Genomic DNA, 13,345 nt, shown 5'->3' on the forward strand with positions numbered 1-13,345 from the left:
GAAACGGCTTAGTAAATCCCTGCAGGCTTCAAACCTTGCAGGGATTTTCATTTTTATCCTCATCTCAAACCAACCGCTTGCCGGAAGATATTCCGGCATATTACTAAACTATATTTTATCATGAGTCAGACTAATACGGCTTCGGCTTCTATCATCGAACAGCCTTCTAAAACCGCTTCATCTAATCTTGCCAACTGGATTTTACTGGGAGTTCTTGCTCTCATCTGGGGAAGTTCTTTCATTTTAGTAAAGAAAAGCCTCGTATTGTTTGATGTGCTGCAGGTTGGGTCATTAAGAATTTTTTCGGCGTTTCTTTTCTTTGTGCCTGTATTCATTTATCGTTTTTCGAAAATCCCGCGAGAGAAATGGGGTTATTTCCTGCTTTCAGGACTACTCGGGAATTTATTCCCGGCTCTGTTATTTTCTTATGCCGGAAAACACATGGATAGTGCCGTTTCAGGAGCCTTAAACTCGCTTACCCCGCTTTTTACCCTGCTTATCGGAGCAACTGTATTTGGAAGTATCATCACCCGCCGGCAAACACTTGGTATTATACTGGGCTTTATGGGTTCATTATTCCTGATCTTTGTAGGAGCCAAAAATAGTGTGAGCCTTAACGGATATGCCGTTTTTGTAGTGCTTGCTACGATCATGTATGGTATTAACCTCAATGTCATCAAGAAAAACCTGGGAGGCTATGACCCTATCATGATAACCACCTGCATTTTCATGACAATCGGGCCAATCGCTGCCATGATATTGTTTAGCGGGGATTTTGTGGAAAAAGTCAGAAATACCAACGATTTAATGCCTCTTGTTTACGGGTCGTTGCTGGGCGTAATGGGTTCTGCCATTGCAATGATGCTATTCAACAAATTAATTCAGAAAACTTCGGCTGTATTGGCCAGTTCTGTCACTTATCTGATTCCGATTGTGGCTATTCTCTGGGGTTTACTGGATAGCGAAGCCATTCTTTTTCAACATTATCTGGGAATGTCAATTATCCTGATCGGGGTTTATCTTGTCAATAAAAAATAGGTTCCAAAATCATTCTCCTTTCATTCCCGGAGAATTATATTGGAAATTATTTTCTTGTCTGCGGATTAAACATAAAATTGCAAAATAAATAAACCGCAGCTATGCTAAAAGCGACAGTTAATAACCGCATTTTTGATATTCATAATGATACTTCAGAAATCCTTGTAAACGAGGAAATTCTGGATTGGGATTTACAGGTAATCCGGGAAAACACCTTTCATATTCTGTTTAAAAATCATTCTTTTACAGCTGAAGTATTAGCTGCTGATTATCAGAATAAGGCTTTTCTCATAAAAATTAACCAAAACCAGTATCAGGTGTCTGTGAAAGACCGATTTGACCTGCTCCTTACCCAATTGGGAATCAATAACGGGGCTCAGGCTAAAGTAAATGACCTGAAAGCACCTATGCCGGGGCTCATTGTTGACATTAAAGTAAAAGTAGGAGATACTGTGAATAAAGGGGACTCACTGCTGATTCTGGAAGCAATGAAAATGGAAAATGTACTGAAAGCCACCGGTGAAGGAAAAATCAAAAAAATACGGGTATCTTCCAAAAAGAATGTGGAAAAAAACCAGATTTTAATAGAATTTGAATAAGTAAGGTTATTCTTAATTGAAAAGGGATTCTGTATTTCTGATCATTGTCATCAAAATACAAAATCCCTTTTCTTATTTTAAAGCATTACCGGTAATCCTGTACGTACAGACTCATCACAGGCAAAAGCAATCTTTAAACTGTTAATGGCATCCTGTACATGGTCTGTCAAATCAGTATCTTCTGTAATCGCTTTCAGGAAAAAGCGTTGTTCCCGATTACAAAGCTCCTGATGATCAGGCTCATCCGTCAGATTAATCCAGTTATCTTCTTTGACAAACTCATTGTTTTCGTTGAGCGTTGAATGGTGCCAGCGTAAAGATTCTGTTTTGGTATGAGAATCAACATTATCAGATTTCCCGGTTCCTCCTGCTTCTTTTGCAACAATAGACACACAGCCTTTCGGTCCGATTACATCTTTTACAAAAAAGGCTGTCTCGCTCATCATTGGTCCCCAACCGGCTTCATACCAGCCTACCGAACCATCTTCAAAGCGAATCTGTAACTGACCATAATTGTAATTTCCTTCCGGAATATCATCAGTCAGACGGGCACCTATCGCATTTACCTGTACAGGCTTAGAGCGGGTCATCTGACACATTACATCAATATAATGCACACCGCAATCCACAATCGGACTAAGGCTTTTCATCAGGTTTCGGTGAACGTTCCACATAACCCCATGACTTTGCTGATTAAGGTTCATGCGCATCACGAGAGGTTTGCCCAGTTCATGAGAAATTTCCACAAATTTCTCCCAGGATGGATGATGTCTTAAGATATAACCCACTACCAGTTTTTTCCCGGCAGCTTTTGCCGCAGCAGCAACCCGTTCCGAACCTTCAACAGTATCGGCTAAAGGCTTTTCTATAAAGACATGGCAGCCCTTCTCAAAAGCCATGATTGCAAAAGCTTCGTGGGTATCAGGATAAGTGGAAATACAAACTGCATCAGGCCGGGAAGCATCAAGTGCTCTGGCATAATCGTCATATAAAGCGTATCCTCCTCCCAATTTTTCATTGAGAATTTCTTTGCTTTTTCCGGTAGAAACAATTCCACAGATTTCAAAACCGTCAATCAGCTGGTAAGCGAAGGCATGAGAGGCGCCCATATTGCCGCATCCTACCACCAGGACACGTAAAGGATTTTTAGGAAGTGACATGAATCAGTAATATGTTACAGAATGACAAATACTTATTTTATCAAAGCTAACAACTAAGTTTCAAATTCACAATTGGCTTATAGGGTATGCCTAAGGACAGGAGCTTATAAATATTACATTTTTAAGGTAAAAACTATTCATATAAGAAGAACAGGCATATTTTAATCACGGAGGTGTATGAAAATTAAATACAGAAGAACCTCTTATTTATATTTTTCACCTGTAATATATTTCTTCTCATACAATTAAAATCAGATCAGGTGAGGAATTTATTAACAGCAGAAGTTTTCAGACAAAACATGCTTTTTTAAAGAGAAGCCTTCTCAACTTTGAAGTGAATCCTATTAAAACACAAAAGACTGAATCCTGTCAGACTCAGTCTTTTATATTATTTCGTTCTTTCAATGGTATACTGCACAAGCGCATCTAAGGATTTCCTGTAAGGGGACTCCGGGAAAGAGCCCAGAATTTCAATTGCTTCTTTCACATATTTCTGCATTACTTCTGTAGCGTATTGAATCCCTCCGGACTTTTTCACAAAATCAATAACCTCCGCTACTTTTGCAGGCTTTTCAGACTCGTTCTTAATGACCCCTATAATCTTTCGCTTCGTCCACCAATCAGCATGATTAAGGGCATAAATCAAAGGTAAAGTCATTTTTTTCTCTTTGATATCAATTCCCAAAGGTTTCCCGATTTCAGCGTCACCATAATCAAATAAATCATCCTTGATCTGAAAGGCTATTCCCACTTTTTCACCAAAAAGACGTGCCTTTTCCACTATCTGGCTATCTGCTCCTACTGAGCTTACACCCATAGCACAGCAAGCGGCAATCAGTGCAGCAGTCTTCTGACGGATAATTTCAAAATACACCTCCTCCGTAATATCCAGTTTTCTTGCCTTCTCCATCTGTAACAACTCCCCTTCTGACATCACTTTTACGGCTGTAGAACCGAGCTTAAGCAAATCATAATCTTCGTTTTCTACAGACAATAATAAAAGCTTGGATAAAAGATAATCTCCTACCAGTACAGCAATTTTGTTTTTCCACAAAGCGTTAACCGAGAAGAAACCACGGCGGTAATTGGAGTCATCCACTACATCATCATGAACAAGCGATGCTGTATGAAGGAGTTCGATAAAGGCTGCCGCCCGATAGGTTTTTTCGTTAATTTCGCCGCTGCTTCCAGCAGTCAGAAACACAAACATCGGACGTAATTGCTTTCCTTTGCGCTGGACAATGTAGTTCATGATGGTATCCAACAGCATTACTTTTGTTTTCATGAACTGACGAAACTTACCTTCAAAGGCATTCATTTCATCGGCAATCGGGGCTTGTATTTCTTTTATTGAAATCGACATTTTCTGGGGTTGACCGTTCCGAGCTGAGAGTTTAGAGTCCTCATAACTCATAACTTCATACCTCTTCATAAATTTCGTCCGGCAAGTATAACAATTATTATGCTTTTTACCGAAAAATCTTTATTATTACCTACATTTTATAACCCTATTTCTATGAAATAGTTTCATGTCGGGGCATTTGATTTGAACAACTCTTATACAAATTAACTTCTTTGGTACTCCTGAGAATTCGGGAAAGTTAATTACTGACAAAATATTGATCTGAGTTACCGCCTGAAAAATCTGTACAGTTTTTCTCTTTTTCGGTCTGTTTCTTCTGCTTCTCATCAAATCCGGCATGTCAGATTTCTTAATAGATAATTTTAAATTCTAACCATGAGTAAGATTTTAGTACTGGCCGGAGGTTCTGTAAAAGGTGCATTCCAGACAGGAGTCATTAAATCTGTTTTTGAATCAGGCTTTCGTCCTGACGCTATCTACGGAGTCTCTGCGGGAAGTATGAATGCTTCTTTTCTGGTGAATGATTTCGGAAAACAATTTCTTGAAAATGACGGATTCATTGATTTTATCCAGACTGCTCAGGACCTTTGCGATTTCTGGAAAAGCCGTATCCAGACTCCCGATTGTCTAGCCTTGCGACGGGGAACCTACGACCTCGGACTAAGTGCCCTGCGAAGAAACTTTCAGGGACTCTTAGACACCACTCCGCTCCGGGATCTTCTCAATGATACAATATCTGTAAGAAACCTGAAAATTAGTCCCATCGGGCTAAAAGTCGGAGCGGTAGACATTATTCAGGGTGGCATCGTTTATGCAGATCCTACCTACGAACATTTTCTTGATTACGTAATGGCTTCATCTGCCATTCCTATTCTTATGCCCACTGTAAATATCGGCGGACAGCCGGATTCTGCATTTCTGGATGGAGGTATGCGGGATGTAGCGCCGATCAAGCAAGCCATTGAAGACGGGGCTGAAGAAATTATTTGTATTGCCTGTCATACCCGAGACATTGACGGAGGCAATTTCCCGTATGGCAATCTATTGGCCCTGGTTGACAGGATAATGGATATTTCGGTAAATGAATGCCTGAATGCCGATCTGGATTATGCTGAATTTATGAATGCCTGTTTACCTGAAGACGGATCCGAAGCACAGGAAGGTTATTTGAAAGGAAGGAAAAGAATTAAACTAAAAATCATCCGTCCTCATCAGCCATTGCAGGTGGATATTCAAAATTTCACACATTACGACATTGAAAGGCTGATTAACATCGGCTATGAAACAGGGAAACTGGAACTGGCCTCAGGTCTGAAGAAGTAAAATCTGAGCTTTTTCAAAGCCCGTCCCATGTTTTTTGAGACACAGACCCCGGTAAAAAGACATAAGACAAAAGATCCGATAATCAGAAAGTTATTTCCGAATATCTGTTCCATTGTCTTAAGTCTTCTTTCTCCTGAGGTCAGTCCCTGTCCTGATCTCTAAACGGACATGATGTCTTTTTCTTTATCTGTGAAAATCTGTTCCACTTTGGAAATATATGAATCTGTGATTTTCTGAACTCTTTCTTCTCCGCCTTTAATATCGTCCTCAGAAACTCCGTCATTCTTTAATTTCTTGATAGAGTTATTGGCATCCTGACGAACGTTTCTAACGTTGATTTTAGCAGTTTCTATTTCCTGTTTCACACGTTTTACAAGGTCACGGCGACGCTCTTCTGTAAGCGGCGGAATGTTCAGACGAATCAATTCTCCGTCATTCATCGGAGACAAGCCGATATTAGAGTTCCGGATTGCCTTCTCGATTTCAGCAATCATCTTTTTTTCGAAAGGTTTGATGGCAATTGTGCGAACATCAGGTGTTGTAATAGAGGCAGTTCCTGTAATAGGAGTCTGCATTCCATAGTAATCAACCTGGATACCATCTAACATACTTGGGGAAGCTTTACCGGCACGAATCTTTGAAAGTTCGATGACAAGGTGCTTAATAGCGCCTTCCATGGTTTCTTTGGCTGCGTCAAGATAAAATTCTATTTCTTCCATAAACTTATTTCAGTGATCAGTAAATAGTAAACTGTGGAATATTCCAACCTGTCCGGCTATAACCGTTTACTTATAATAATTAAGATTTATTAACTGATTAAGGTTCCTACATCTTCACCCATAACCAGACTTGATAAATTGCCTGATTTGTTCATGTCGAATACAATAATCGGGAGTTTATTTTCACGGCAAAGGGTGAAAGCTGTTGCATCCATGATTTTAAGCCCTTTTTCCAGCGCTTCCTGAAAAGAAAGGTTGGTATAACGGGTAGCATCAGGATATTTTTCAGGATCGGCAGTATAAACACCATCCACCCGGGTTCCTTTTAATACCACATCAGCTTCAATTTCAATTGCTCTCAAAGAAGCCGCTGAATCGGTAGTAAAATAAGGGTTTCCTGTTCCGGCTCCAAAAATAACAATTCTGCCTTTTTCAAGATGACGGATCGCTCTGCGTCGAATCATAGGTTCACAAACCGCTTCAATTCTGATGGCAGTCATCAGACGGGTGTACATTCCGTGTTTCTCTAAAGAAGCCTGAACTGCCATTCCGTTAATCACAGTGGCAAGCATACCCATGTAATCGCCCTGAACACGATCAATACCAGCTTTGGAGGCCGTTGCTCCTCTGAAGATATTACCACCGCCAATAACAATGGCTACTTCTACACCTAAATCTCTGATTTTTTTAATTTCCTGAGAATATTGCTCCAGAATTGCAGGCTCAATAACTTCTCCTTCCGAACTTAATGCTTCTCCGGATAATTTCAGAAGCACACGCTTGTACTTGGGTTTGTCCATGATGAGTTGTCGTATGTGATATTTTCCTCTCTGATTCTTTTTCAGAAGGTATGTTAAGTTGAAACCTTTCTAATCCGAAAAGAATCCCAGGAATAGGTTTTTCAAAATTCCGGACGCAAAGTTATAAAAATTTGTTAGTTTCAGCAGACAGGATTTGAGTTTTATCTTCCGGAAATGTACAATTCTCTGATTTTCAATCCTCTATTTTTAATTCTGAATATTTCAGTCATTACTCCCTGATAAAGTCTGAGAAGCAGTTTTACCGGCTATTCCTGGTTAACTTCCTGATTTACAAATCTATTTTCAGACCTGAACTTATTGAATCCTGTGCTCTTCCCGTTCCCTGGCTTCGGCAAGCTGCCACCAGGGCAAATAAGGAAAAGCATGGTGTTCATGATGATATCCGAAGAAATAACATGAAAAAAATGCAACAAAATGATTCAGTTTCTGGCTTCTGGCCTTGTGGACATCTTCCTGAGCATGCTCTCCTCTGTGAGGGAGGTACGTCCCGAAATAAAATAGTTGAAGTGTACTCAGAATGGCAGGGATCTCCCAGAAAAGTATGAGATTTTCCATTGGAAAATACAGTTTCAAAATGTTATAAGTTACTGCCATAAGCAGGATCTGCCAAATGGTAACATATTCAATGGCAAACTTAAGCCACCATTTCAGAAAATTCCCTTCATAATAGTCAGGGTCTTCTTTTGAAACTACATGTTTATGATGTAAATGATGCTTGACCGAAAGTTTTTTGTAATTGTTAAAAGCAAAAAGTGTGGCTGAAAAAAAGCCTATCCAGTAATTCAATTTAGGGTTATGCGGAGCAACTACTCCATGAATAGAGTCATGTGCGGTAATAAAAATCCCAGTGTATAAATGCATTTGCCATAAGACAAAAATATATATCAAAGGATCCGTAAAAGTGATTTTATAGTGGAGCAGAAAAATGAGAGAGCCTCCCCAGCTTACAATAATGGAAAGGGCAATAACAATACCTTTATATTTAAAATCCTTTAATAACATCTTTTATAGTCAAACTTTCCACTATTTAAAACCTTAAAACCACGAATTTTGTTTTTATTTGCATTTGTAGCTGGAATTTAAGCTGTAAGTTCCGTAAAATTAATTTTATCATTTCGCTATTATCCCGAAACTTTAAAGGAGGTAGCAAAATATCGTATGGCAAAAATAGAAAAAGAACTTCAATCGGTCATACTGGCCATGTCTTCTAAAGAAAAAGATAAATTACTTTTAAGACTGATTGCCAAAGACCGTGTATTATTGGAGCGCCTGCGTTTTGAATTGCTGGAAGAAAGCTCTACCATTGAGGAAAGAAGAGAAGAAATCCGAAAAGCCATTGATCATCTCTATCAAACTCCGGTTTACAGTTCCGGCTATCTGATGATGGATATCCGCTCAGTTAATGCCCTCATTACCCATCATGTAAAAATCACGAAAGATAAATACGGAGAAGTTGAACTTACGCTCAGACTTCTTAACGATTGCTTTGAAAAACAATTAAAATGGATTGAACGCTATTCTTCCAAAACTGATAAACTTGCCTCTTATGTAGCCAAACGAACAGATTTTGTGCTGAATAAATTAACAAAACTTCATCCGGATATTCAATTTGAGTTTGAAGAAATCATGAATACTTTGCTACAAAGAGTTCATGAATTTGCGCCCTCCTATTATGCCAGAGACCTTCAGATCCGCAAAAAATTTGAAATCGAATATATTGAATAAAGTGCCTGTCTCGTTGAACTACAGAGACATTCGACAATCAACACACTATAAAATAATGACATTGCCTAAACCTCTTTTAATCTTTCTCTCCATTTTTTTCCCTATTCTGCTGATTCTAACCCTGTATCACAGAGCAGAGGATTTTGATGATGCCTGGTTTGCAGAACAGTCTTACTGGCTGCTTAAAGACGGAAAAGTACGCTCCGAATTTTTCAGCGGTTTATTGGGCTGGGAAAATCAGATCTATGTTTTCCACAAGCTTTTTGTTTATACCGGGGCTTTTCTCATGACCCTTTTCGGTGAGTCTTTATATACTTCAAAATCAATCAGTCTTATCTTTCTCGGACTTTTACTTCTGGCTTTTTTCCTATATTTTCAATCACAGCCCAGGTGGAAGTTTCGCTTCATACTTGCACTTATATTACTGCTTTCAAATGTAGTAATTGTAGAATATTCCTTTATTAACCGGCCTGAAATGATGCTGGTTACACTGGGTTTTCTTTCTTATTATTTTCTCGAAAAAAGACTCTTCCTTGCCTCCGGCATTTTAGCAGGTCTTGCAGTACTTACTCATCTGAACGGCCTGATTTATCTGGGAGCCGGTTTTTGCCTGCTTTTATTCCAAAAAGAAAAAAAAGGTTTACTGCTCTTTGCCATATCCGGAGCCATCGTTTCCGGATTCTATTTCCTGGATGCTTTTCTGAATCAGGATATTCCGACCTTAATTACACAATTCCGAAATGATCCTGCCACTGCGGATGCCTTTTCATGGCGTAACAAATTGAAAATTATGGCAGATTATCATCAGCTTTTTTTCTTCAGCGAAGACGAAATTATTCTGACAGCTACAACCATTCTGCTGGTATGGAGAAGTTGGAAACAGGCGTTTTTTTCAAAATATTCTTCACTTTTTTTATACACTGCCTGTCTGATTATCATTTTCTGGATAATTCTGAAAAGTAATTTTGCTTATTATTATCTGTTGTTCACTCCGTTTTTCATCCTGATTATTGTTCAGATTTTAGCAGATATTTCTGACAGAACTTCAATTATTATTTCCCGTGTTTGCCTGATTGTTTATTTTCTGATAGGTATCCGCGGGATATTCCTGATTATTCAGGATGATTTCAGTAATCCGACTTTAGCCGAGAAAAATGCCAATCTTGCCAAATGGATGCCCCGAAAAAATGTCAGAATCATAGCTCCTTTAGACTTTTTCTATGAACAGATTCACCATTTCCGTATCCACGGCACCCATTATTTCAAACTATTGAATCAAAAGAATTATCAGGATAAACGATCACCGGAGGACTTTTTTGCAAAAGCCAAGGCGGATCATGTGGAGTATGTCATCTTTGAAAAGAAAATGGTCGGAGACCGGAGTCTCCTCCAAAGCACCTGTCTGATGCCGCCAATTGCTCCTCATAGAATTGCATCCTACATCAAAGTATATGAGGATAAAATGAATTGTCTGTATGCTTTGGAACAAACTCCTTTTTATGCAGAAAATACCAATTCTTATAAATAGATCAATTAGACTTTTTCATAATCTGAATTCCGACATCACATTGCAGGCATTTCTTTTGTGAACAGAAATCTTTATACCATTTGATTCCGGCCTGAGAATCAAACGCATTTTGTATATTAAGTCCAAGCCCTTTCCAGCTCTCGGAAATAGTATTCTTTTCAGCAGGCAGCTCTTCTAAAAGCCGGATAGATTTTGTCAGAAACCGGGGTTCATTTTTTTGAATTGAATAAGAAGCTGTTAAGGGAACAACTGTATTAATTAACAGATTTTCTACTGAAGATAATCCAATTACCGGAACCTTTTGGTTAGAATTATTTCCAAAAACATAGTGATTTTGCCAGTATGAAGATTGCTCAACTCTCAGTAATTTCTTAAAAGTAGCAAGGGAATCCAGATGCAGAAATACAGAAAAAAGGTTTATATTTTCCTGAATAATTCTGGCAAACTGAGCCAGTCGTACCGTAGGAAAATTAGAAGGCCGAAGCCTTAGAAACTTCCATTCATGCAATAAAAGCTGTTTATCCGCTAATCCATATTTAATTTTCAGGAAGTCATATTCCTTTTGCAAAGCACAGTGATATTCATCTTTGGGAGATTCTTCCAGAAATCCGGCCATTCCGAACAGCAGCGCTTCAAGTTGAAACAGGTTATCCCGATGCCTCTTCAGAATTCTTAATGGTAATCTTTCTGCTATTTTAAAAAAAGACTCAGCATTGATATGAAATCCAAAATTTTTGGCCATTAGCTTATAGGTTGTTTCTTCCCAGTCATATCCCGAATTCTGAAACAAATCACTCACAAATTCAGCCTTTTCCTTCAACCTTACAGACATGGCTTTATCAAGCATGGAGAGCTTGTAAATAGATTCCGTTCCTGCAAATTGCGTATGACAAGGTATGGTCTGAGACGAACCAAGGAATTGCCCGTATCTCACAAGCAGGTTTTTATCTGTCAGCGTTTGTAATTCCAGGGTCGGAATATAAGTCCGGTCACTGTAAGTAATATTCTGATCATTCTCCCAGACTACATGAAGAATTACATTCCCGTAAGCCGGATTATTCTGATGGGTATGCTGGTACCAGTCTGAAGATTTCAGGTGAATTTCAATACTACCGATCCATTCCAGTTCCCCGATAACAATACGGGCATCCTGAAAATCAGCACCGGAGTCATTGTTGAGTCTGCCCGGACGAAGGATTTGTAAATTTTGACCGGCTGTAGTTTGCAGTTTATCTTTAGTAAAATACTGAAACTGCCATATAAAGTGCAGAAACGATTCATTCATAGATGTAGAAATTTTATATTTGATTAAGATAAGAAGCGTAGAAATTTCAAGGTATGCTTTATATTTTGGTTTTCAGATTGATTATATCAATGATTGAAATATACCAAAGTTCTTTTTCTTTGTCCCAATGAGTGCGGACCCGCTTCTGCCCAAATATCCTGACAGCATTTTCTTTTTCCATTTTTCTAACAGTATTTTGTCACAAAGACAAAGTGTAAAACCATATTTTCAGACAAAAAAATGACAATTTTTGGAAAAATTGTCATTTTAACGAAAAAATTAAATTTATTTCCGGGCAAGAGACTCTTTCTGAGCCGAATCCGCAGGAACAGGAACTTTCATTTCCCAGCCGCTGTCAACTTCTACTCCCGGGATTGCCTTTTTCAGCATCTCTATTCCATACCTGGTAACTTTGGTCTGCCAGACATATACTTTCTTCAGACTTTTCAATTTAGCCAGTTCTTTAATTCCGGCATCCGTAACCCTGGTATCAAAAAGGTTAATATATTCCAGATATTTCATATCCTTCAACTTAGCGATTCCGGCATCTGAAATGCCTGTATGCTCTAAATGAAGCTTTGAAAGGTTTTTCAGTCTTGCAATTTCATCCATTGCTTTATCGGAAATATTAGTTCTGCCCAACTTAAGCCATACCAGCTGCTCCGATAAACCACCTAAAAGCGGTGCTTTTGAGTCATCAAAACCTTTAGCATTGATAAAATTAGCTTCCAAAAAATGCTGTTCTTTAGCAACCGGCATAACCAGTGCATTCAAGTCTGTCAGCTTTTTAATCTCCTGCTCAGAGGCGGCTGAAACTTTTTCCTTAAAAACAGCAGATTCAGTCGGGCCGCTCGTACTGCTACCTCCTCCTGAGCCAATAGAAGCCAGATAACTTTTCACTTTATCTTCTTTAGGCATCTGTGCTACTTTTTTATCAAATCCTGCTCCGCTTTGAATCCACCAATGTACCAGTGCAATCTCATCTTCAGTTAAAGGCGTTTTGCCCTTCGGAGGCATATGGTGTTCATCTCCGGCATCGAGTAATAATCTTTTTAGCATCTCGCTACCTGCTGCATTTCCCGGGGTAACAATACTGCCATCTTCTCCGCCCTTCATCAGAAATTCAGGGGTATCCATTCTGAGTTTTCCCTTTTGCTTATCCTCGTTATGACAAGACCAGCATTTTTGCTGCATTACCGGCTCAACCAGATCCCGGTAAACTACTGCCTCCGCTATATTCTCTATTTTACGAACTTCCCCGGTACTATTTGCTTCTTTCCTGGGAGGAATACCTGCCAGGCTTCGGAAAGGTTCTGGTGTAAAAGCAGTTAAATAGTCAGAACCATGAGTCATATTTCCTCCCAAATGGCCTGTCCCTGTCATCAGTATCATAATCAGATAAACGGCAGGCATATAGAGTTTGCTCAATTTAAGATCAGCAGACCAGTTTTTCTTCATATACCAGGCTGCAAGAGATACCACCGCCACACCAATTCCCATCCATTGATGCCAGAAAAGTGTTTCAGAGTCATACTCTCCTGATTGCGAAAGTAACCAGCCGAACAAGCATGAAACTCCTGCTGAAATGGTTCCGAAAAACAGAATCGGAGCAATAGCTGGTTCTATATTTTTTAAACGCTGTTGTCTGGAAAGTATCTCAAGAATAAAGGCTATTGCTAATATCCCGATGGGCAGATGCACAACCAGGGGGTGAAAATGTCCGAAAAACAATACCCAGTCGGAAGGAGCATTTACTTCTGCTAAAATCATAATCAATGTAATTA

General features: G+C 39.1%; 12 protein-coding genes. 5 read left to right on the top strand and 7 right to left on the bottom strand.

The genetic code is table 11. From position 1 onward, the window contains the following. The first annotated feature begins 120 nt into the window (after nucleotides 1-120). Entirely contained in the window at nucleotides 121-1,038 is a 918-nt protein-coding gene (locus BM179_RS24250; RefSeq protein ID WP_092019744.1) for a DMT family transporter, read from the top strand. Between the two features lie 101 nt (nucleotides 1,039-1,139). Beyond that, nucleotides 1,140-1,637 carry an acyl-CoA carboxylase biotin carboxyl carrier protein subunit gene (locus BM179_RS24255; RefSeq protein WP_092019745.1) on the top strand — a complete coding sequence of 166 codons (498 nt, stop codon included), beginning with the start codon at nucleotides 1,140-1,142 and terminating at the stop codon, nucleotides 1,635-1,637. A 77-nt stretch (nucleotides 1,638-1,714) separates the two neighbouring features. Here the strand turns inward: BM179_RS24255 and BM179_RS24260 are convergent, their stop codons facing one another. Both BM179_RS24260 and BM179_RS24265 read right to left on the bottom strand, forming a co-directional pair. Then, the gene (locus tag BM179_RS24260) at nucleotides 1,715-2,797 is read right to left on the bottom strand and encodes a Gfo/Idh/MocA family protein (RefSeq protein WP_092019746.1); all 1,083 of its coding nucleotides are present in this window, start codon (nucleotides 2,795-2,797) and stop codon (nucleotides 1,715-1,717) included. Between the two features lie 388 nt (nucleotides 2,798-3,185). Further along, complete coding sequence (locus BM179_RS24265; RefSeq protein ID WP_092019775.1) at nucleotides 3,186-4,160, bottom strand: polyprenyl synthetase family protein; 975 nt, start codon at nucleotides 4,158-4,160, stop codon at nucleotides 3,186-3,188. Nucleotides 4,161-4,535: 375 nt separating this feature from the next. On the opposite strand from BM179_RS24265, the gene BM179_RS24270 reads away from it, so the two are divergent. Continuing rightward, nucleotides 4,536-5,483, top strand: a complete 948-nt coding sequence (locus BM179_RS24270) for a patatin-like phospholipase family protein (RefSeq protein WP_092019747.1) — start codon at nucleotides 4,536-4,538, stop codon at nucleotides 5,481-5,483. 158 nt (nucleotides 5,484-5,641) lie between these two features. Here the strand turns inward: BM179_RS24270 and frr are convergent, their stop codons facing one another. The 3 genes from frr to BM179_RS24285 form a co-directional block, all read right to left on the bottom strand. Then, nucleotides 5,642-6,202: a ribosome recycling factor gene (frr, locus tag BM179_RS24275; RefSeq protein ID WP_092019748.1), complete on the bottom strand. Its 561-nt coding sequence runs from the start codon at nucleotides 6,200-6,202 to the stop codon at nucleotides 5,642-5,644. 89 nt (nucleotides 6,203-6,291) lie between these two features. Continuing rightward, nucleotides 6,292-7,002, bottom strand: a complete 711-nt coding sequence (gene pyrH, locus BM179_RS24280; protein ID WP_092019749.1) for a UMP kinase — start codon at nucleotides 7,000-7,002, stop codon at nucleotides 6,292-6,294. A gap of 315 nt (nucleotides 7,003-7,317) precedes the next feature. Further along, on the bottom strand, nucleotides 7,318-8,025 hold the full coding sequence (locus BM179_RS24285; protein WP_092019750.1) for a fatty acid desaturase: 708 nt from the start codon (nucleotides 8,023-8,025) through the stop codon (nucleotides 7,318-7,320). A 156-nt stretch (nucleotides 8,026-8,181) separates the two neighbouring features. Between BM179_RS24285 and BM179_RS24290 the strand changes: the two genes are divergently transcribed. Together BM179_RS24290 and BM179_RS24295 are read left to right on the top strand one after the other, a co-directional pair. After that, a complete protein-coding gene (locus tag BM179_RS24290) occupies nucleotides 8,182-8,748 on the top strand; it encodes a hypothetical protein (RefSeq protein WP_092019751.1) in 567 nt (188 codons plus the stop codon). A gap of 55 nt (nucleotides 8,749-8,803) precedes the next feature. Continuing rightward, nucleotides 8,804-10,276: a glycosyltransferase family protein gene (locus BM179_RS24295; RefSeq protein WP_092019752.1), complete on the top strand. Its 1,473-nt coding sequence runs from the start codon at nucleotides 8,804-8,806 to the stop codon at nucleotides 10,274-10,276. A gap of 1 nt (nucleotide 10,277) precedes the next feature. Here the strand turns inward: BM179_RS24295 and BM179_RS24300 are convergent, their stop codons facing one another. Beyond that, nucleotides 10,278-11,561 carry a DUF2851 family protein gene (locus BM179_RS24300; protein ID WP_092019753.1) on the bottom strand — a complete coding sequence of 428 codons (1,284 nt, stop codon included), beginning with the start codon at nucleotides 11,559-11,561 and terminating at the stop codon, nucleotides 10,278-10,280. Nucleotides 11,562-11,846: 285 nt separating this feature from the next. After that, entirely contained in the window at nucleotides 11,847-13,331 is a 1,485-nt protein-coding gene (locus tag BM179_RS24305) for a c-type cytochrome domain-containing protein (protein WP_092019754.1), read from the bottom strand. Nucleotides 13,332-13,345: the final 14 nt, after the last annotated feature.

Source organism: Pseudarcicella hirudinis (assembly GCF_900115665.1).
In the GTDB taxonomy this organism is placed as follows: domain Bacteria; phylum Bacteroidota; class Bacteroidia; order Cytophagales; family Spirosomataceae; genus Pseudarcicella; species Pseudarcicella hirudinis.

What these genes read in the sequence shown, in the direction of transcription:
- pyrH (WP_092019749.1), bottom strand. Translation starts at nt 7,002, where the DNA reads ATGGACAAACCCAAGTACAAGCGTGTGCTTCTGAAATTATCCGGAGAA.
- BM179_RS24305 (WP_092019754.1), bottom strand. Translation starts at nt 13,331, where the DNA reads ATGATTTTAGCAGAAGTAAATGCTCCTTCCGACTGGGTATTGTTTTTC.
- frr (WP_092019748.1), bottom strand. Translation starts at nt 6,202, where the DNA reads ATGGAAGAAATAGAATTTTATCTTGACGCAGCCAAAGAAACCATGGAA.
- BM179_RS24295 (WP_092019752.1), top strand. Translation starts at nt 8,804, where the DNA reads ATGACATTGCCTAAACCTCTTTTAATCTTTCTCTCCATTTTTTTCCCT.
- BM179_RS24265 (WP_092019775.1), bottom strand. Translation starts at nt 4,160, where the DNA reads ATGTCGATTTCAATAAAAGAAATACAAGCCCCGATTGCCGATGAAATG.
- BM179_RS24260 (WP_092019746.1), bottom strand. Translation starts at nt 2,797, where the DNA reads ATGTCACTTCCTAAAAATCCTTTACGTGTCCTGGTGGTAGGATGCGGC.
- BM179_RS24290 (WP_092019751.1), top strand. Translation starts at nt 8,182, where the DNA reads ATGGCAAAAATAGAAAAAGAACTTCAATCGGTCATACTGGCCATGTCT.
- BM179_RS24270 (WP_092019747.1), top strand. Translation starts at nt 4,536, where the DNA reads ATGAGTAAGATTTTAGTACTGGCCGGAGGTTCTGTAAAAGGTGCATTC.
- BM179_RS24255 (WP_092019745.1), top strand. Translation starts at nt 1,140, where the DNA reads ATGCTAAAAGCGACAGTTAATAACCGCATTTTTGATATTCATAATGAT.
- BM179_RS24300 (WP_092019753.1), bottom strand. Translation starts at nt 11,561, where the DNA reads ATGAATGAATCGTTTCTGCACTTTATATGGCAGTTTCAGTATTTTACT.
- BM179_RS24250 (WP_092019744.1), top strand. Translation starts at nt 121, where the DNA reads ATGAGTCAGACTAATACGGCTTCGGCTTCTATCATCGAACAGCCTTCT.
- BM179_RS24285 (WP_092019750.1), bottom strand. Translation starts at nt 8,025, where the DNA reads ATGTTATTAAAGGATTTTAAATATAAAGGTATTGTTATTGCCCTTTCC.